Annotated in this window: 20 protein-coding genes and 1 pseudogene; 5 read left to right on the top strand and 16 right to left on the bottom strand. The window is 40.2% G+C overall.

Annotation, left to right across the window (positions count from 1 at the left end; all coding sequences use genetic code 11):
• Positions 1-38: 38 nt before the first annotated feature.
• From J8M01_RS06250 to J8M01_RS06215, 9 genes and pseudogenes are all read right to left on the bottom strand, one after another.
• Positions 39-1,658 carry an FAD-binding oxidoreductase gene (locus tag J8M01_RS06250; protein WP_211057389.1) on the bottom strand — a complete coding sequence of 540 codons (1,620 nt, stop codon included), beginning with the start codon at positions 1,656-1,658 and terminating at the stop codon, positions 39-41.
• Between the two features lie 91 nt (positions 1,659-1,749).
• Positions 1,750-2,064, bottom strand: coding sequence for a helix-turn-helix domain-containing protein (locus J8M01_RS06245; RefSeq protein WP_211057388.1), 315 nt, complete (start codon positions 2,062-2,064; stop codon positions 1,750-1,752).
• A 65-nt stretch (positions 2,065-2,129) separates the two neighbouring features.
• Positions 2,130-2,846: a hypothetical protein gene (locus J8M01_RS06240; RefSeq protein ID WP_211057387.1), complete on the bottom strand. Its 717-nt coding sequence runs from the start codon at positions 2,844-2,846 to the stop codon at positions 2,130-2,132.
• 109 nt (positions 2,847-2,955) lie between these two features.
• Positions 2,956-3,168, bottom strand: a pseudogene (locus J8M01_RS24325) (GNAT family N-acetyltransferase); the annotation flags it as partial.
• 15 nt (positions 3,169-3,183) lie between these two features.
• Positions 3,184-3,408: a hypothetical protein gene (locus tag J8M01_RS24320; protein ID WP_348772721.1), complete on the bottom strand. Its 225-nt coding sequence runs from the start codon at positions 3,406-3,408 to the stop codon at positions 3,184-3,186.
• Positions 3,409-3,517: 109 nt separating this feature from the next.
• The gene (locus J8M01_RS06230) at positions 3,518-3,922 is read right to left on the bottom strand and encodes a phosphate ABC transporter substrate-binding protein (RefSeq protein ID WP_192509603.1); all 405 of its coding nucleotides are present in this window, start codon (positions 3,920-3,922) and stop codon (positions 3,518-3,520) included.
• A 10-nt stretch (positions 3,923-3,932) separates the two neighbouring features.
• The gene (locus J8M01_RS06225) at positions 3,933-5,123 is read right to left on the bottom strand and encodes a porin (protein WP_211057386.1); all 1,191 of its coding nucleotides are present in this window, start codon (positions 5,121-5,123) and stop codon (positions 3,933-3,935) included.
• Positions 5,124-5,404: 281 nt separating this feature from the next.
• Positions 5,405-7,906 carry an FtsX-like permease family protein gene (locus tag J8M01_RS06220; RefSeq protein ID WP_211057385.1) on the bottom strand — a complete coding sequence of 834 codons (2,502 nt, stop codon included), beginning with the start codon at positions 7,904-7,906 and terminating at the stop codon, positions 5,405-5,407.
• Positions 7,896-8,609, bottom strand: coding sequence for an ATP-binding cassette domain-containing protein (locus J8M01_RS06215; protein ID WP_192509600.1), 714 nt, complete (start codon positions 8,607-8,609; stop codon positions 7,896-7,898). The genes J8M01_RS06220 and J8M01_RS06215 overlap by 11 nt, the downstream gene beginning before the upstream one ends.
• On the opposite strand from J8M01_RS06215, the gene J8M01_RS06210 reads away from it, so the two are divergent.
• Positions 8,608-9,234, top strand: coding sequence for an arylesterase (locus J8M01_RS06210; RefSeq protein ID WP_211057384.1), 627 nt, complete (start codon positions 8,608-8,610; stop codon positions 9,232-9,234). The genes J8M01_RS06215 and J8M01_RS06210 overlap by 2 nt on opposite strands.
• Positions 9,235-9,343: 109 nt before the next feature.
• On the opposite strand, the gene J8M01_RS06205 is transcribed toward J8M01_RS06210, so the two are convergent.
• Positions 9,344-9,490 (bottom strand): hypothetical protein, encoded by a 147-nt coding sequence (locus J8M01_RS06205; RefSeq protein ID WP_211057476.1) that lies wholly within the window; start codon positions 9,488-9,490, stop codon positions 9,344-9,346.
• Positions 9,491-10,029: 539 nt separating this feature from the next.
• On the opposite strand from J8M01_RS06205, the gene J8M01_RS06200 reads away from it, so the two are divergent.
• A complete protein-coding gene (locus tag J8M01_RS06200; RefSeq protein ID WP_211057383.1) occupies positions 10,030-10,305 on the top strand; it encodes a SelT/SelW/SelH family protein in 276 nt (91 codons plus the stop codon).
• Between the two features lie 184 nt (positions 10,306-10,489).
• Positions 10,490-10,930, top strand: coding sequence for a winged helix-turn-helix domain-containing protein (locus J8M01_RS06195; protein WP_247671024.1), 441 nt, complete (start codon positions 10,490-10,492; stop codon positions 10,928-10,930).
• 99 nt (positions 10,931-11,029) lie between these two features.
• Here the strand turns inward: J8M01_RS06195 and J8M01_RS06190 are convergent, their stop codons facing one another.
• Together J8M01_RS06190 and J8M01_RS06185 are read right to left on the bottom strand one after the other, a co-directional pair.
• A complete protein-coding gene (locus J8M01_RS06190; protein ID WP_192509595.1) occupies positions 11,030-11,833 on the bottom strand; it encodes a transporter substrate-binding domain-containing protein in 804 nt (267 codons plus the stop codon).
• Positions 11,833-13,014 (bottom strand): porin, encoded by a 1,182-nt coding sequence (locus J8M01_RS06185; RefSeq protein ID WP_211057381.1) that lies wholly within the window; start codon positions 13,012-13,014, stop codon positions 11,833-11,835. The genes J8M01_RS06190 and J8M01_RS06185 overlap by 1 nt, the downstream gene beginning before the upstream one ends.
• A gap of 88 nt (positions 13,015-13,102) precedes the next feature.
• Between J8M01_RS06185 and J8M01_RS06180 the strand changes: the two genes are divergently transcribed.
• Entirely contained in the window at positions 13,103-14,986 is a 1,884-nt protein-coding gene (locus J8M01_RS06180; RefSeq protein WP_211057380.1) for a methyl-accepting chemotaxis protein, read from the top strand.
• Between the two features lie 136 nt (positions 14,987-15,122).
• Here the strand turns inward: J8M01_RS06180 and J8M01_RS06175 are convergent, their stop codons facing one another.
• The 3 genes from J8M01_RS06175 to J8M01_RS06165 form a co-directional block, all read right to left on the bottom strand.
• Entirely contained in the window at positions 15,123-15,332 is a 210-nt protein-coding gene (locus tag J8M01_RS06175; protein WP_192510154.1) for a DUF1289 domain-containing protein, read from the bottom strand.
• Between the two features lie 94 nt (positions 15,333-15,426).
• A complete protein-coding gene (locus tag J8M01_RS06170; protein ID WP_211057379.1) occupies positions 15,427-16,671 on the bottom strand; it encodes a HAMP domain-containing sensor histidine kinase in 1,245 nt (414 codons plus the stop codon).
• A 25-nt stretch (positions 16,672-16,696) separates the two neighbouring features.
• Positions 16,697-17,386: a response regulator transcription factor gene (locus J8M01_RS06165; RefSeq protein ID WP_211057472.1), complete on the bottom strand. Its 690-nt coding sequence runs from the start codon at positions 17,384-17,386 to the stop codon at positions 16,697-16,699.
• Between the two features lie 274 nt (positions 17,387-17,660).
• Between J8M01_RS06165 and J8M01_RS06160 the strand changes: the two genes are divergently transcribed.
• Positions 17,661-18,080: a hypothetical protein gene (locus J8M01_RS06160; RefSeq protein ID WP_211057378.1), complete on the top strand. Its 420-nt coding sequence runs from the start codon at positions 17,661-17,663 to the stop codon at positions 18,078-18,080.
• Between the two features lie 72 nt (positions 18,081-18,152).
• On the opposite strand, the gene J8M01_RS06155 is transcribed toward J8M01_RS06160, so the two are convergent.
• A complete protein-coding gene (locus J8M01_RS06155) occupies positions 18,153-20,432 on the bottom strand; it encodes an aminotransferase class V-fold PLP-dependent enzyme (RefSeq protein ID WP_211057377.1) in 2,280 nt (759 codons plus the stop codon).
• Positions 20,433-20,657 lie beyond the last annotated feature (225 nt).

Here is a 20,657-nt window from a genome sequence, read left to right as displayed (position 1 = left end):
AGTGCAAAAGTTCACGCTGAATATTAAGCCTCTTTGAATTAAACGTGTCCTTCAATTGACTGAGTATGATGTAATCTATTTTTTGGGTCTAGCTGAGCTTTGATCCGCTGTAGGCGAGGATAATTATCCTTATAATAGAGCACTTGCCAATTATCTAAATCAACGTCAGGGTAATTCACATAACACCCATCCATCACTCCATCTGAGACAGGCCCTAATGCACCGTACATTCGAGTGTAAAGCTTACGCATCCAGTCAATATTATAGTCATCATGAAAAGGTGAAAACCAGTACGCTTGATATTGTAATTTTAAAATAGAATCACGGTGCGATACGGCCGTATCATATTTCCCAATAGTATTTATCTTCCCACCATAAGACGATATTTGTACCGCCGCTGCAGGGTTTATAAAACCATCAGCTGTGAGCATTTCCCAAAGAGTGTCTATTTGATGTTCAGGAAAAACATCATTCATATACGCGGATTTGTACTTGGCCCTTGCGCCACCAGCTCCACCACCACCGACAGTTACTGCCATCCACCATGGAATCGTTAAATAACTCCCTAAAGGCTGTGGCGCATTTAGAGAGTTTGGCACTAAGCTGCGAGAAGCTTCTCGGTGTGGCGCGAAACTCACTTCTGCAGCTCGTAGTTGTGGCTCATCAAAAATAGCGATAATAAAACCGTCAATTAATGCTGGCGTATCACCGCTATAAGTGATCATTAAATCCAGCGAGCTGGCTGGACCTACTTTTTTATTCAATGTAAATGACGTATGTAGTCCATTGTACTTATTATTTTCACCGCGGTTTATCGCGAAAAAATGCGCATAACGTTGTAACAATGCAGCAAAGCTATGCTTATCTAATATATCCCATGGGATAGACAGCTGTTGAATACTCATCATAGCTGGAACAGATGGTAAACTTTCAAAATAATATTTGGTTACGATCCCCATATTTCCACCCCCTCCTCCTTGGTGTGCCCAGACAATATCATCGGATTTTTCATTTTCACCCAAAAAATAACTACGCGGATAGTTCGCTTGCCCGCCATATTCAGAGAAGGTAACAATTTCAACACCCACTAAGTAATCTACGGTCAGGCCATATTTACGAGACATTGCCCCAAAACCTCCTCCACACACATGCCCGCCGACAGCGACATTAAAGCAAGACCCTCCCGGTAACATCACTCCCCACTCTTTGAGTAATGTCTCGTAAGTATTCCCTAAACGTGCACCCGCTTCGACAACATAGTACTTTCCTTTTTTATAGACTTTGTCCATGTTACCTAAATCAATGATATTGCCTTGATCATTGTCTACAAACCCTTCATAGCAGTGGCCGCCAGATCTTACAATTATACGCTTGTTGTCAGTAATTGCTTTACGCGCTGCTACATAAACTTCGTGGGCCGAAGAACATACTGAAACCCAGCTTGGTAGTGAGGTAAAACGATAATTTGAACCTGATAAAAATGCGGTGTACCTCGTGTCATTAGGGTAAATATATGCTGGACGGTAATCATCTCCTGTTTGCTGCTCCAATGTACTTTCAAATGAGGCTCTAAGCGGTGTTACACCAAGTGCGGCACCTATGCCTAATGAGGATTTTAAAAAACTTCGCCGTGTACTCATGTTTAATTTATTCGCCATAGTTTTTCCTTGTTATTTGATAAACAAGTAAAAACTATGAAGACTGTCACGTGAAAGCGTCACTCTAGATAATAAATGACATATTTTCTTACTAAGAAGCCATTTTTCTATTGCGACTACGATACGCTGATGGCGTAACCCCCACTTTCTCCTTAAATACCCGATAGAATGTATTTTTATTATTAAATCCAGCGGAAAGCGCAATATCAATAATAGAACTGCTAGTAGCCTCTACTTGCAGCATGCCAATGGCACACTCAAGTCGGTATCTATTTACTAGCTCATAGAAATTCGTCTGCATATGTACATTTAACAGCTCTGATAGCATATGACTTGAAACACCTGTCGCATCAGCTAACTTAGAGAGCGTCAATTCATTATCTTTATACAATTCATTGTCTTTCAATACATGATGAACAGTTAACTCAAGTGGCTTTATGGCGCTATTAGCAAGTAGATATGCACTACCATTTAACTTTTTTGACTTTTTACTTTTTTCTTCAATATATTATAAAAGATGGTTGGTCGCCAGATAGAAAAGGCGCTCACTATTGTCAGGTAACCACACAAACTGAAAGTCATGATGTTCCACCACTTAAAACCAAGATATATACCATTTAAGTATAAAGAAATAATGATAATATCGTACACAGTTAGTACGCTAATCCCACCAACAACGAAGCTAAACCAGTAGAACGTTGTATTTTTATAACCACTATGTAATTGAAAAAACTGCTCCCGAGATGTAATAAGGAGCCTTATATTAACAAGTAAATATACCAAAATAAGGGTCACAAATGGGATCCAAACATACAGACCATAATCGGGAATAATAAAAAACTTGAGTAAGAAAATAGTAATAAAAGGGACAAAGTGTAAGTAAGCACACTTTACCGGGCGCTCTGGTTTTAAAATCGCTTTCAGTAATAGATAAATGATAGGTCCGTATATCAAAATTAAACACTGACTAGCAGCTTGCAACGCAAACGGGACCTGCCCAAATGTTAACTGACTATACGCACTCAGCGTTGGCACTTGAATAAATAACATAAATGCAGCCAGTGTTTTATTGCCAGGCCGACCTCTATGTTGATGAGACAATAACAAAGCAAAAATAAAACCACCAACAGCAATACATGCCACGTAAAGGGCTTTAAACAGCTCGGCTTCTGCACCCTGCATATACATTCAATCTTCAATATTTACATGGTATTAACTATATATCGGCTCACGATTAGAACAAATGCCACTTTAGTACGCATTAACAAGTGCACGCATAAAAACCCTTTTATTGCCTTTATAAATGCAATTTCATTTCCACCAGTGAACTCCTTAGACCAAGCTTTTCATATGCCTTAATCGCTGAGACATTCTCGCTATACACATCCAAATAAAAATCACATATCCCTTTTGATTTTGACCAATCAATTAAATGTTCAATAACCGCTTTATTTAACCCCTTTCCACGATGCTCTGGTACAACATACATAAACCCTAAATAACCATGCTTTTCATGTAAAACCGATTACTTTGAAGTGCGAATTTGAACATAACCAGTCGCGATGATAGTTGCTTGGTGCTCTACGACCAGTAAATAAGTTTGGCTATCGGCGATAAGAAAAGGTAAGTCATAATAGCGTGCTTGTTGCGCTTTCAAGGCGTCATTGAATGGTCTTTCAGCTTCAACTACCGCTTGTTCAAACTGCTCCAATCGAAATAAGTCTTCTAATGTTGCAACCCGAAAAATCATGTCAATACCCATTATTTAATTCACTTTGAATATTAAAATACGTTTTTTATGCCCGATAAACATAAAAAGCACCTTAGTGGTGCCTTTTGTATTTAAAAATATAGTTGAGCTAAAATTTACCAACCACTTTTACTTTATCTGTCACTTTAGCGCTATCTATATAGCCAATACCTTCTGGATTATTCATAACAAAATCAATGACGGCTTGGTCATTACTTAATGGGTTTGGTGGCGTGCCTTTGCCCGTAAAAATCAACTTAGACCAATAAGCCTTAAACTGACTATTCGACTTGCCAACCACATTTTGCGTAAATGCTTTTGCAACAGACGTGCCTGTTTGAGCTACAGCTTTCACTTTAGTCCCATCAGCATAAGATTTCGATTTTCCTAAATATATTTTTGATATCGCACTTTTATCTAAACTATTGCCATTACTGGCGTTCACGATTACAGCAACCTCAGCATTGACATAAAAGGCACTCATAAATAAACATAAAGCAATTTGGCTTTTCATTGTTCACTCCTTAAAATACTAAATCTATCGCCACTGCCAACACATCTATATCTTGATCAGTGATATCATCATTATAACGGCTTAAATCAACTTTAAGCGCAGCTGAAGGGTGAAAATCATAGCGAGCACCTACGCTCACAGTACTGCTCTCCTGCTTAGCTCCCAACAAAACTTGGTTAGTGACATCTCGTAATAATGGTGAATTTGCATTCGTTGGATCTAGTGACACGGGAATAACTGTTCCATTCGGCCCAGAAATGGAAACCGGTACTGTATTTAACCGATTAGAATCATGCTCATCATCGTTATTTTCGTAAGTTAAATGCACGGTCCAGTCATCTATTCGATACCCAACGGATGCATAATACTGTGTTTGATCTGGCAATAAGCTATTCTCAACTTCTATTTCGGTATACTCTGCATCAAACAGAAAATTATCGTAATCGATAGAAAACCCTAAACCAAAAAACGCGCCATCATCTTCACTGATTAGCAAACTATTTGCTTGATTATTCAAGCCATATCCATTTAGAGCCGCGGTTAAGCCGACAACACTAGAGGCACTGATTGTCGTTTCAGCAACGATGTAAGCAGCTCTTGCACTAAACCAGTCATAGGATATAGTCCAATTTATACCCGCTAAGTCATTCAACTCAACTTGTTCTGGAGTCGCCCCCGCTGCAGAGGGGACCCTACCCGAGAATGAACCGTATATAAGCTGAGTTGTCGAGTCCCAATCGCCCAATGTGGTCGAGTGTAATAGGTTTAAACCTTCATATGTTGAAAAAGCAAAGTTATAAACAGATTGAGGAGGCCTCACCCAGCGATAAGCATATCCAACATCTAGAAAATCGGAATAGCGATAGAATGGGATCCGCATTTTTCCACCACTCACTTTTAAGTCATCATTGATTTGATAGCTCACATAAGCCCATTCAAATTCGGCGTCAAAATCTTCGTTACCTCGAGCGACAATTTGTGCTGTGGCACTCAGTCTATCTTGTAAGTCAGACGACAGTTGTAATGCAAACATACTCTCATTTTTATAAGAAATATCATCGTCATAACCATACAACCTCGTATCGTCATCTAACGTTTGACCAGCAACAATGGATGCAAAACCATTAATCCTAATTTCAGCTTGTACATTTAGACTAATACAAGCCAAACTAACAACAGCAGCGAGTAGTCGTTTCTTCATAGCATCATTCCATACTTAATAAATTTTACGTTGATTGCAATGTGAGTATAGACGCTAGAATCCACTTTATTGATTTATTTGCTGGTTGTAAAAAGCCGAACTGAAGAATATAACCATATGATTAATAACTTAAATAGGTACTTAACTTAACAGTCACTGAGTACGGATGCCGATGCTCACTCCTTATTCGCAAGAGCCCAAGCGTGAGAGGCAATGATTATTCACGCAATAAAAAGGCCACTGAAATGTGGCCTTAATGTAAACAAAATACTCGCCTCAATTTAAGATAAATTCCTCAATAATCCTTGCGTATTTTGCCGCATTGTATTTGCCACCATAAAGTATCCGATTGTCGCAACAAACGCGGCACCACTGATTGGCCCTAAAAGCCATATATACCAATGTAACCGCCCAGCAACGTCAAAAAGCTGCTGCTGAATAAGCAGTAACGCCACATCACTCACAAGGGCAGCAACAAATCCAGCAATAGCCCCCAGTAATACAAATTCATACAGTGTCGCCAGCTTAATTAAGCGCCCTCTAGCCCCTAAGGTTCTTAGAATCACCACTTCTTGCATACGTTCAGCTAAACTGGCCTGGACTTGAGAGATCAAGACCAGTGCGCCACTGACTAATACAATCGACAATACAAACCCTATCGCAAGCGATACCTGCGCGATGATTGATTGTGCTTGCTCCAAGCGACTCTTAATATCTATCATACTCATCGTTGGGTGACGCTGCAGCAATTGACTCACACCTTTATTATGCTGTGCTTCCAATTTAGCGGCACTGAAATAAGTTACCGGCGTTTTACCTGCCATATTTGGGCTTAATATCATGACAAAGTTAGGCTTCAACGTGCCCCAATCGACACTTCTAAAACTGGTCACTTTCGCATCAAAACGCCGTTCATTAGCCAAAAATGAGACCGTATCACCCAGTTCTAGATCGAGTACTTCTTTCCAGCCTTCAAATACCGACACTTCAATGTCATCACCATTACTAAACCACTCACCTTCAATCACTTCATTGCCTTCAGGGATTTCTGACAGCCATGTTAAATTTGGTTCTCGGCTAACACCCTCTCGAGCATCTTCATCGCGCTCTTCTCCCTCTTGCTTTGATACTCGACGTGCAAGCTCTTCGCCATTAATGGCATTAACCCGTGCATTAAATACGGGGTAAAATGCTTCATGGGTTATATTATTGTCATTGAAAAAAGTGGTAATTGGTTCAATATCCTGTTCAGCAATATTGATGAAAAATGCGTTTGGTGCGTCAGCTGGCACTTGCATTTCCCAATCTGAAATCATGTCATTTTTTAGAACGACTAAAAATAACATCAGCTTAATCGCCAAAGCGAAACTAATTAGCTGCACCGCATTGGCATTCGCCCGCTTTTGTAAGGTTGCAATTGCCAGTGACCAACTTGAGCCAGGGCTTAAACCTAACTTTCTCCCAAATGAGAAAAGCGCCCTAGAAATACCAAATAATACTCCAATTACCAATAAGCTAGATCCAAACAAAATAAGTGTAATTACTATTTCACCGCTGAATAGCCACATTAATAAAAAAATAGTGAACAAAGATGATGCCATATGAATACGGCTTATCGCTAAGCGGTCACCTAAATTTCGGCGCAAGACCCTCAGAGGTGGAATATCAAACAAATCAAGCAAAGGTTTTAATGAAAACATTAAAGCGCAAGTCATACCTATAAATGCAGACAATAACCATGGCTTTATGCCTGCACTAGGTAACTCCGCCCCCATAAACTGTGCTAGGTAATTTGCACCGAAGTACTGCAATACAAAGCCGATGCTCAACCCGATAATAATTGAAACACTCGTCACTAATGCGAGATGCGTTAAAAATATTTTGCGTATTACAACTCGGCTTCCTCCGAGTGTTTTCATCATTGCCACAGGGTCATATTGCCTTTCACAATAACGTTTTGCAGAGACAGCCATTGCCACTGCTGCAAGCATAATACCGAACAAGCCAGCCAGTAATAAAAATCGCTCCGCACGCGCCAAGTTTTCACCTAATGGTGATTGGCGATCTTTAACCCCTTCCCAATTTTGATTTTCTTTCAATTGTGGCTTTAGCCATAAATAATAGTCAGACAACTGTGCGTCAGTACCCGCAAACAACAAACGGTGAAATACCCTACTACCAACTTGAACGGCTTTTGTACTGCCAATGTCGGCATAGTTTAACAATACGCGTTTATTACCAGCGAGTGAAAAAAACGGCGCATCAGGTTCACTGACCAACACTTTGCTAATGGTAAATTGACCAGCTCCAAGCTCAACTGTGTCACCAACATTCACGTTCAAGGTATAAAATAGCCCTTCACTGAGCCAAATATTACCACTTTTAGGCCCGCCACGAATTTCATAACCCACACTCTCTAATGTGTCTTTTATTTCCACCATGCCTCGTAATGGATACTGCTCAGTGACTGCTTTCACTGACCCCAAAACTAGCTCATCATTTGCAAATAGCATTGAGTCAAAAAATAACAGTGACGCCGTTTCTAACCCTTGCTGATTGGCTTCATTAATATAATTGTCAGTAAAAGCATGGTTACTAGATAGTCTGCGATCTGCTGCAATGAAGTCACTGGTTTTTTTCTCAATATTTAAACCTATTCGTTCAGTGACTGACGACAAACTAAATACCGTTAAAACCGCCAAAGCAATTGCCGCAAATATAATCGTCAACTCACCGCGACGAAGCTCTCGAGCAAACAATTTAAATGCTAATTTAACCCACATTAACCGCTCCCCCTTCACTGATCTGCTCTAACTTGCCTCCTTCGATATGAATCACACGTTGACAACTCTGCGCAAGGTGCTCATCATGCGTCACTAAAATTAATGTGGTTCCATTTTGTTTATTCAAATCAAACAATAGTTTTTCAATTAACTGGCCATTTTTGCTATCTAAATTTGCAGAGGGTTCATCCGCAAATAAAATCTTCGGTTCACCAATAAAAGCCCGAGCTATGGCCACCCTTTGTTGCTCTCCTCCCGAAAGTTGAGAGGGGTAATGTGCCAATCGATGAGACAACCCTACCTTCTCAAGTAACGCAATCGCTTGCTCCTTGGCATTAACATCACCAGCGAGCTCTGCCGGAAGCATCACATTTTCTAATGCGGTAAGACTTTGCACCAACATAAACGATTGAAACACAAATCCTACCTTTTGCGCCCTAACTTGTGCCCGTGCTTCTTCATCTAATGTACTTAAAGCATCACCATCAAGGTGTATGTCACCGTCAGTCGCAATATCCAACCCAGCTAATAAACTCAGTAGCGTTGACTTACCTGAGCCTGATGCCCCTACAATAGCAACTGACTCCCCAGACTTGACAGAAAAATTAATTTCGCTAAGGATAGTAAGGTCCCCTTCGAGGGTACTCACTCGTTTGGTTAACCCAGCGACTTGAATTATATTTAATTGAGAAAGTACTGACATGACTCGTTTTTTCCTAAAGTTTACGGTGTTATTTATCTTAACGCTGCTTCCATTTACTAGCGTCGCAAAAGACAAAATAATGCTCATTGGTGACAGCTTAAGCGCAGGCTACGGCTTGAAACAAGCCCAAGCATGGGTTTATTTGTTACAAAATAAATACGCAGCAGAAAAAAAGCCGATCGAAATAATCAATACAGCCATTAGTGGGCAGACAACAGACAATGCCTTACTCAAAATTGACGCGTCGCTACAAACACATAAACCAAGTCACGTTTTAATTGAACTCGGTGGTAATGATGGGATTCGGGGCTTTCCAATTAAGGTACTAAAAAAGCATCTCACGCAATTAGTCGAAAAGAGTCATCAATCAGGTGCCAAAGTAGCGCTAATGGAGATTCAAATTCCGCCGAATTTGGGGCCGCGATATACCCGTATGTTTACCGAAAGCTATCAGTCTGTGGCAGAGCAAACAAATACATATTTAATGCCGTACTTTATGACTTCAATCGCTGTCGATAACTCTCTGATGCAAAATGATAATTTACATCCAAATGCCAAGGCACAACCCATTATTCGTGATTTTATGTATACAGAGATAGATAAATGGCTAGCTAGTTCGAAGTAAAACTTTACAGGAAAGGCGAGAAATCGCAAAGATAAGAAGGTTTAGTAAACACAAAGCCCTTTCTTAATTAAAAAAGACAAGCACTTTGTGAATACTGAGCATACATGGCTTAATGCTTTGCAGTAAGCCATTTAATAAAACTTCGGGCATCACCAGTTGTGGCGAACCGAGTATTTTTCATTCCTGTTCTGTCCGCATAAATTACGGTACTTTTATTTACAGAAATAGATTGCACTGGATGTGCGATTTGGATCATAGATCCGTTATATTCATATGACATAGAAAACTCACAATAATTTGTATCCAGACTCTATACTGGATTAATTTAATATAAGCTTCACTACAGTTTTGACGATATTCCAACATGTAAACATGTTCAAGAGGACTTTACTTTAGCAACGAGATTTCGAGTCTTGCTTTTGGTCGCCGTACAATAATTCAGCTTTCGTTTTTTTAATGCTGGCTTACTGGATCAGGGTAAGAAAGGACATTACAATAATGATTATTAAAATCAAGAGGAGGAATATACCAAATAAAAATCAACTACACAACAAAAAGATAATGGAATTCCAAATCCTTGTTTCCCCAAACTCAATGTTCACTATTTCCATAAGCTTAAAACATTACTGTGGGTGATTTATTTGTTTTCAAGAGCAATGTACAAAAAAATACTTTTGCTAGAGATTTAATCTAAACTTGACCTGTCTCCTGCTCATAAACTGCGATAAAACTTTTCATTTACCTACGCATCAGGTAATTTCCCCTCTATGCATCGTAAGAATAAGGCTGAACTCATTGCACAAACCTAAAATAACAATTCAATATTGTGTGCTATGCCAGTGGCTACTTCGTAGCGGTTGGCTGGCTCAAGAGCTTCTTTCTACATTCTCTGATGACTTAGCTGAAGTATCATTGTCACCCGCGAGCAAAGGAACATTTAAAATATATTACAATAACACACTGATTTGGTGCAGGGAGTTAGATGAAGGATTTCCTGAAGCGAAAGTACTCAAGCGCCGTGTGCGTGATCAATTAGACCCATCGAGGTCTCTGGGGCACATAGATACGTAACAACCATAAAGTGCTTAAAAAGCACCAGCATATCTGCCTTTAGTAGTAATTCAATGCACTTAATATGATTTATCTTCAGTTATATAAATAACTTTTAACGATTACATCCCGATTTTGTAATGAATATGTTATGCTTGCAAAAAAATAAAAACAGGTACGTCCCAATTGGGGTATGAAAAATATCATGAAATTCAGATTTAATGATTTTGAGTTTGATTGCGATACGCTCACGCTTTTTAATGCTGGTAAAAAGTTTTCCATTAAAGAGAAGCATGCGCAAATGCTCGCGATATTACTACTCGATACAGACAAAGTGCACAGTAAAGCCGAATTACTAAAAAAGGTGTGGCCAGAGAAAACCGTCTCTGATCAAATGGTATTTCAAAGTATTGGACACCTCAGAGCCCTGTTTGGGGATGACGCAGTAAAGACTTTCTCTCGCAAAGGCTATCAATGGCAATTACCATTAGAGTCGGTAAATCAACAAGCAAACAGTGGCAAACCGAACCATACGCCTGAAGCAACATCTTCACATGTTACTAGTGAGCCTACATCAAACAACGCTGATAATTTACCTTGGTTCAAACGTGCATTAGGTAAAATACAACAAAAGTTCGGCTACTAGTTTTGTAGCCAAACATTTTAGCCTTTACAACATATGGTGACGCAACGTGCAAGCTTCATTGTTTATGTAAATCGTACTATTAGAATAATACAAACCGGCTTATTGGAGCTTAACACCATCTTCTTGGCGTTCTAATACTATTTTTAGCGCATCATCCATTTTATTGATGAAATCATATTTAAATGGGTATTTTTTACTTTTCTCCCTTAAGTAACCAATATGTGCTGTACGCCGTAATATCACTTTGTCTTCAATAAACTGTTCTAGTCGAATACTCGGATCTGAATGCCTGATATTATTCAAACCAATGAGCGTAGATAACCTATCATTGATATAACAATCGATACGCTGTTTACTCATCTTCATTATATTTGAACGTATATTCCTATTTTCCCATACCTTGATCTTGCCACGCTTTTGCGCCTCCATTAGTGCTGCATCTAAAATCATAAAACCAGCGTTAAGCCCAACATTAATTGGCTCAGCTGAATCAGGTCGTGATAACACATTGACAAGGGTCTTACCTTGATTACAAAAAGCAACCACTGCTTCTTCTTGTAATGCGATGGAATAAGGCCAAATAAAAGGCCTTTTTTTCATATGAATATACGGGGGCATCAACGCAAATGCTGCTCCTTGCTCCAGCGCGGCAACACCCCGCTTCCAAGGCACAGGTTGTAACTCTATCTCGTATTCATCTTTTAGTAAACGTGCAGCTTGGCGCACTAAATCAACATAAATCCCATACAAGTAGCCATTACTTTCATAGGTATATGGAGGGTAACTATCATCCACTAAAATAGTTACTTTTTGCACTTTAGATTCTAATGTTGTTTGTGCGAATAGCGTTGAACTCACTAATACGGCCACACAATAAATCACTAAAAGTACTTTATATCCCATTATTCATACTGCCACTTTGTACTGAAATCATATCTAAAACCAACAGAAATCGAGTCAAATTCATTTTTATTATCAAACGATTTCGTTAGGTACTCCAAATGTAAGCGCAGCGAATCAACAGGCAGCCATTCTAACGTTAGATTGTATCCGTCAAAGCTCTGGTTATTTGGATCTAGGCTTATATGCCCATCATCAAAATCAAAAAAGCCTGCTTTAAGCTTATAATGTTTAGTAAGCTGATAAGCCATCGACATGTCAAAAGTATGCCCATCTCGGTTTCCCGTAAAGTAATCATACTCCTTCGCTTGATAAGCAAGCGCTGCATAAAAATCATCGGTGAACTGGTAAGCCAATGCCCCTGACCACAACGTGCTGTCTCCCAGTTTTTGCTCTTGCTCATAGGCAGTATTATGTTGATATGTTACAGCAGCATGAATGCCATTTTTATCGTAGCTCAAACCGATATTAATTAAGTCAGCTTGGTTATCCCCCTCCTTACCGTCAAATTGCCCCACGGCAATAAACGTAACAGGACCCGTTTCATAACGGTACGTCACCAAGTTATCGACGAAGAAAATACTTTCTGGGTCATAGGCAAAAGGGCTTGCACCATGGTTAAAAATATCCACATACTCAGCTATAAATAAGTACTGAGCGGGTCTTTGTTTGCCAATACCAAAACGCCCATAAGGCGTAGATAAAGCTGTATAAGCGCGTCTAGAGCGACCAAAGTTGCCTTCATTCGCCAAATCAATGCTCCATTCACCGTGCAATTCAGCACGCCAACCGGGTTGAAACTCATGAACCGCCTTAATACCGGCATGAGATAACGCATCTCGCACATCTAAATTACTTTCATCTTGCTCATCAATTAACCCAAATGTTGGCCTTACCGTTGCGTATACTCGTACCTCTTTCTCACGTTTAGGCTCTACTTGTGTTGTCGAGTGTAACGCCGATACCGCTCTCGTTTTGTCTTTTGCTTTTGGCCTTTTCACCGCTTGAATTGACTGAGAGTCAGAACTTTGTGCTATTAGGCGAGCTTTTAGTTCGGCAAGCTGTGCTTCAAGTGCTTGAATATCAGCCATTGTTACCGGTCTTTGTGCTGTATATGCAGGCATCGTTGCGCAACTGATCAATACACAAAACATCCCGATATTTGAGTAAGTTACATTTTCCATTTTGTTCACATTTAAGGGTTGCGAATAATCGAATTATAGTCAACACTTTGCATACATGAGTGTTTTTTAATCAGCGGTAGAAATTATAATGAAAATCCGTACTAAGTTTTCCGTCGCCTCAGCGCTCGTTATTCTGACTATCATTTGCGTTACAACATTATCGACATACTGGTTCGTCAATGACTCGATGAAAAATAAGACACGCGCATATGTGACGGATAATGCCGCCTTACTTTCCATCAGTATCGACAACTGGCTGGCATCCAAAGCACATCAAATAGAAGTTGTAAAAAGTCAGTTAGAGCAAGATTTTAGCCCAAATGAATTTCAACGAGTACTGGACACTCCGTACTTTCGTACCGCATTTTTACTCAGTTTTGGGACGCTAGAAACAGAGACCGGCTTACGCTCTAATGACCCAAATAGACGAAATCCTCCGAATGTGGATTTTAAACAACGACCTTGGTACCAGCTCGCGCGTTCAAAACAAAGTACGGTTTTTACTAGCCCATATACCGACGCTGCCACAGGTGACTTGTTACTGTCTGTTGTGTCTCCGATAAACACCGCGAATGGCTTTGCCGGTGTTATTGGGGGAGATTTAAGCCTAGATACCATCGCTAAAACAGTGAACGCAGTGAACTTTGATAATACCGGATACGCCTTTCTCGTTGACCAAAGTGGGGTCATTATTTCTCACCAAGAAAGCGATTATAATGGTAAAAACGTCACTAGCTTGTACCCTGGTTTAAATACCAACCAATCTGATCAACTCATTGAAATAGCAACCAGAGATGGTCAAAAAATATTTTATTTACACCAGCTGAAAAATGAGTTTGGGACTGACTGGTACCTGGCAGTGCTCATGGACAAAGGCTTAGTTTATAGTACATTAACTGATATCACGGTGAACTCACTTGTGATCGCTATCCTGGCTATTTTGTTCGGATCAGTCATCATGAGAAGTTTAGCGATTAAGCTGCTTCAGCCACTACGAGATTTAGAGCAAACCATTACAACAATGGCCAGTGGTGGAGGGGATTTAACCAGACGGTTAGAGATCATAAACAAAGATGAATGTGGAACGGTTGCTCGACAATTTAACCGCTTTTTGGAATCACTACAGCTGTTAGTAAAAAGCGTTAAAGAGCGCGCCGATCTTGTTGTTAATAGTAGTGATGAAGCCCGAGAGTTGTCGACTCAGTCAACACAACGATTGGATCAGCAGGTAAGCTTAATTGAAAGCTTAGCAACTGCGATGCATCAAATGAGTACCACGTCGTCGGAAATTGCAAGTAGTGCACAGCAAGCTGCAACCTCTATCACTCAAGTGAATGAAAAAACCGAGCAAGGACAAGAGGTATTCAGTTTGGCTCGCTCCCATATCACGGATTTATCTGACGAAATATCTAAGTCACATGAATTAAGCACGCAATTAGCCGAGTATAGTAAAAGCATTGAGAACATTTTATCAGTGATAAATGGCATTGCCGAACAAACTAACTTACTTGCCCTTAATGCAGCAATAGAAGCGGCACGCGCAGGTGAACAAGGGCGAGGGTTTGCAGTCGTGGCTGATGAGGTTCGCTCGCTTGCGTCTAAAACACAAGAGTCAACCACTGAAATAAAATCCATGATTGGTCAAATACAGGTTTCTTCAAACCAAGTACAAAGCGCAATGGGCTCAAGTCGAGAGAAAACACAGTCGTGCGTCGAACAAACAGAGCAGGCCACCGTCATGCTCAGCGACATTTCTGAATCTGTTAAAGAGATTATGGATCGCAATATTCAAATTGCCACTGCGATAGAAGAACAAAGTGTCGTTATTGAAGAGATCAATAAGAATACCAGTTATATCAATGACATTAGTGTAGAAGTCGGAAGCTTTGCTGATAAGCAATTTACGGCGAGTGGGAAATTAGCAGGCCATGCGCACGAACAAGAATCACTGCTTTGTAAGTTCACATTGTAAGCGCTGTACAATCAACAATCGCAAAAAATGAGCGATGAGCTATTGCGACATATATCGATGCCCAACGCGTACTTGACAGTATTTATTTCACAGTATGCCGAGTAAAATGCTCTGCTGAAAAATAGCATAGCCAACTCTAGCGCTCACGGCTCAACTTTCGCTGGTTGCACTGTTGTATTACCGAGTGCTTTTGTTCAGTCGATAACTCATGCCAGTCTAAAATTTCTTGGAGTGTTCTATAACAGCCGATACATACATCGTTATTATCCAAACAACAGCGTCTTACACACGGTATATCAATTGATTGGGTAAGCGTTATAGAGTGAGTATATTTAACCGAGACCATCACACTCTCCATTACTAAGAAGCACTATGAGTTTAAGCATGGGCTAAAATACAGTGCAACACAATAAAACATACCTAATAACGGGAGTTCGGTGTTAAAACGTTAAACTGATCTGAGTGCCATCTCTGGTTGAATCTAGCACAAAGCCAATATCAAGTTGTTCACAGAGCCTTTTAACAATATATAGTCCTCGTCCTAGCCCTTCACTATCAGTCCCTTTAGTGCCAGCCTCAAGTACATGAGGATGTAACTCTGAACTTATTCCTTTACCAGTATCCGTAATGGTTAATACTGGCGCACAATAGCGGATACTAACGCAACCTTGTTCTGTGTACTTGAATGCATTTCCGATTAAATTATTCAGTAAAATCAACAAGCTCATTGGCTCTATAGGTACTTCACATTCTCTATTGATTACCACATCAATATCAATTTCTGGGTTCTTCAAGTATTGATATTGTTGTAAAATACTTTGCTCTACTAGCTTTAATAATTTACTCGTCCCTTTGGTTTCATGATCTTCTCTTGCCAACGCAAGCAGTGCTTGCAAACTTTGCTCTATTTGATGTTGTGCATTTTCTATACGACACATCAACTTTAACTGCTGCTCATCTAAATTTGTTTGCTTAAGCAAGGTAATCGCACCTTGGCTAATCGTTACTGGTGTGCGTAACTCATGCGACACGTCTCTGGTAAAGTTTTGCTCACGGGTAACAAATGAGCGAATTCGCTTCAACGCAGCTTCCAATGTCATTGCAAAAGTGCCTATTTCATCATTTTTAAACTTATGAGCAAATCCTGAAGGAAGCCTCTCAACTGGCGCAGTTTCAATAATTGCCATTAAGCTATCAAGTGGCTTGAGTAACCTTTTAGCCACACTATATGATGCTAACGCCATAACAACCGCAATTGATATTGCAATCGCCAACATAACGAATAAAAAATACAACATACCTTCTCTGAACTTTCTAACAATCAAATGATCACTGACTTCAGCCACTAAAAACCCAGGGGTCAAAGATATAAAGTGGTAATGTAACCCGTTACTATCAGACACTTCTACACTTGTTGGGTCATTTAACCAAGATAGACGGACGGTGTGGGGCAACGTATCCTCGTTAGGGTAAAACCTAATAAACTCAAGCCTCGGATCGGGTAAGTTCCCTTGAGCTAGCTGCTTTTCCACTACCACCTGTTCATCTTTCAATAGCGCATAGAAAAAGTTGTCCTCTACATTATATGCAAATAGAAAACTGGTTATGCTATACAAAATACTAATTACGACTGTAGTACAAACGAAGTACCCTACTACCCGGTTTCTCAGTTGATCCGTTTTCATGCTTTAATCACCCATATCAGCTTCGTTATAAACTATCTAACGCAAATCCAACACCATGGAGCGTTTTTATAACAGGTTTATCAAATGGCCTATCTAGTACTTTGCGTAATTGATAAACATGCGATCGCAACGCATCTGAATCAGTACGTTCATCCCCCCAAATTTTATCGCATAACTCACTGCGACTCACTGCCCGAGGGTGTGCTTCTAACAAAATTGTCAAAATTTGTAGTGGTATCGGTTGCAACATAATAGCTTGCCCATCACGGACAACCTGTTGAGTTTGCTTATTTAAAGAAACTGGGCCAACTTGTAATGTATGTGTACAATTTAATAAATGACGTTGTGATAGTGCGTTACAACGCGCCCATAACTCTTCTAACGCAAAAGGTTTTGTTAAATAATCATCAGCGCCCATATTAAAGCCAATCAACTTATCTTCGAGCGTGTCTCTGGCCGTCAGCATAATGATCGGTATATGTCGTGTCGCGTTTGCCCTTATAGCAGAGCAGACCTCTAACCCATTACTTTTTGGCAGCATAATATCTAACACGATACAGTCATAATATTCACCAAGTGCCAGCTCAATTGCTTGTTCACCATTAATGGCAAAGTCAGTCACTGCACCATGCAACTGAAAATAATCGGCAATGTTATGACTAATATCGCTATGGTCTTCAACTATCAAGATTTTTAATGAATTGGCCAATGTAATGTGTCCTTGTACATTAATGCTAAGTGCTGGCGAAAAATGGTGGCATAGGCTTCGTGAAAATTATGTGAAACGCGCGCTATCGCTTCTCAGCGAGAATAGACTTTATTCTCCCTTACTTTCGTGGTGTAAACGATGAAGCGGTACCTGAGAAAGTAAGGGCGTCCGAGTTCATCTATACCATACGAGACATCACACCTCAGTTTCTTTTTAAGGTATAAATTAGGTATACTATCGCCATATGGATAAAAAATAACAATATCAACAAGGAATTACAATGAAGCTTAAAGCATTACTTCTATCTTTGATGACACTAACAACCTTTTCTGCCACAGCGACGAATGATTTAACTGGCACAGTCAGTGAAATGAGCATACGCTCTGATAAGTTAAATAATGATCACATTATTTATTTTCGTTTAAATGCCCATAGCACCCATTCAACTTTCGCAAAATGTGTGGTCAAGGGTGCCAGCATAGTTTGGGAATTAGATCTCAAGTCCCCTGTATTTCAACAACAGTATGACTTACTCATGAGGTCATATAGTGAACAATTACCAGTGCGGGTAATCGGACAAGATAACGTCTGTAACACACACGATACCTCATCAGATCAAGTATTTGAATTAAGCCCTATAAATTGGAATGACTTGCTGGCTAAACCAGAAAATAGCATAGAGAATGACATGACAAACTGAGTATAGTCATACACTCAGTTTGTAGAGTTAAAGCCACATCCACAGTGGCTTTAACGACCCTTATTGAAGTCATTAATGACTTAGCGCGTAGCCACCCTTTAAATGACCTACATGCTCAAAGCCCAACCTAGTCAATGCATTCGCCGCCACCTGTGAACGGCTGCCACTGCGGCAAACCAAAATAATTTCCTCGCCCTTTTTGTAACTTTGTTGTGCAATAAAATTCGCTAACCGCGTCAATGGCACGTTATTATTAAATGATTGGTCGTGACTTAATGCATACTCATGTGGTTCACGAATATCAATCAGTTTAATATGGTGGTGACTTTGCATTCTGACTGCAAGAGAATCACTATCGTACTCGCTCACCTTAACGCGAGAGCATGGCTCTATAAACGCTCCACACATAATTTCACTGCCCTGCTCATCATCAATGTGCTTATCTAACGCAGTCTTTGCACTAATAAACTCATCAGCTGAAATTTGCGCGTCAATCACACTTTGCAGCAGGGCATTGCGATTAAGCTCTGCATCAAAGGTGGTTACAAACTCATTGTGATAATCATGACTTGGACATAATAGCCCTTGCTTAGCCGTTAACTTAGCTAAAGACCTTAAACTGTCATACATCGCCGACGCGTTGCTAGATTCAAAATTCGTTCTACCAACACTCCCCATCAAGACTAAGTCACCACAAAATGTAAAGCGTGGGACCAAGTTTCCTTTAAGGAATTCGCTTTTATCACATAACAATAACGAGATACTATCACTTGTATGTCCTGGCGTAGCAACATGCACTAAACAGTGTGCGCCAAACTCAATATAGTTAAAAGACTGACCCTCAAATGTGTTACTCGCGCTGTTTAATGGCCACCCTAATTCATCACACTCTTGATCTGCTAAATGCGTTTGCGCCAAAGCAACGCGACCTGATACATGATCTGCGTGTCCATGGGTATCAATCGCCGCTATGAGCGACAACTTTTGACATTGTAAAATAGTCAGTAAACGGTTGCTTAATTCTGGGAGGGGATCAATAACCACTGCGCTATGAGTGCGTTTATCAGCATATAGCCATGTGCAACTTCCACCCACTTTTAATTGCAATAAGCCTTCTAACTCTTCACGTTCGTCAATAGCGCCGTCGGCACGCAATAAACAGCTGTGGCCTAGCGCTTGGGCACAATGTTGAATTCTTTCACAAGCCGCATCGATTTGGTGCTGTGTCATTGCAGGACCAAATGACATACGGATTGCCGATTCGCTTTGCCACTGTGCTAAACCCATAGCATCTAACACAAAACTACGAGTGACTTTCGAGCTACATGCGGAACCGGAACTTACACGTATATTTGCCGCATCAAACAAGTCCATGATCTCTTTAGAAGTGAACCCTGGGATAGAAAAATTCAGCGTAGTTGGCACGCTGTTATCAAAACTGTGATTAAATACCACTGTAGGGAAAGCATGTTTAAGCGATAGAGCCAACTGAGCACGAAACTGTTCGAGCACTGAGGTAGGGGAAAATTGCTTTTCACCAAGACCCAATATTTCGTCAAAAATAACACTTAATGCAGCTAAACCTGGCAGGTTTTCAGTGCCTGAACGCAATCCACTCTCTTGACCCCCCCCCGCTATAAAGGGGGTAAAAGGCGCACCTTCTCGTATATAAACAAACCCGATCCCCTTAGGCCCGTAAAGCTTATGACCACTAAATGGTGCATAATCAATGCTGATATTCGCCAGGTCCATTTTAGTTTTCCCCAATGCTTGAACACAATCAACCATCCAATAAACATTAGGGTTAGAGGTACGAATCGTTTTTTCAAGTAACAGCAAGTCTTGATATACACCAGTTTCGTTATTGACTGCCATAGTACAAATCATTAACGCATTAGGCACTTCTCGAGCAATAAATGCCATATCAAGCGTACCTCGCTCATCAACAGGTATCGCCACAATTTTAGCGTCAATCTCTAAAATTCGGTTCCAATGTTTTAATGACTCCGGTACAGCCTTGTGTTCGGTTGCGCCATATAAAATAGAATATTGCTCACCCACTTTCATTTGAGATTTTGCTGCATACAAAGCAGATAAAATACCCGTTTGAATACCTTCTGTCGCACCACTGGTAAAAATAACCTGACCAGCTCCAGCACCTAACACTTCAACTGCTTTGCGTCTTGACTGAACCATAATCTCTTTTGCCTGCAAACCACAAACATGGCTACTACTTGGGTTACCAAACATTGTTTCCATCGTCTTCATTGCCGCTGCCGCTGCACTTGGAAGCACCGGTGTAGTCGCATTTGCATCTAAGTAGATTTGTTTTAGTACTTCAGGGTTACGCATGAACTGACCTCAATATTGAGAACTAATTATATAGAATATAGCGGTTATAACTAAAAAGTATATGTAATTACTTTAAGTAATATTAAGGAAATTACGCATTATATTCAACCTTTAATTTGCTATTTATTGCGTCTGTACCACACATGAAAACCCAGTGATGCACCCACCGAATTCACTGTAAAACACCACAACTGTAAACAAAACAATACAAAAATCGCACACAAA

The organism is Pseudoalteromonas sp. MMG005 (genome assembly GCF_018101015.1).
Classification (GTDB): Bacteria; Pseudomonadota; Gammaproteobacteria; order Enterobacterales; family Alteromonadaceae; genus Pseudoalteromonas; species Pseudoalteromonas aurantia.
Note: the sequence above shows the minus strand (reverse complement) of the source record. Positions and strands in the feature narration are given on the sequence as shown.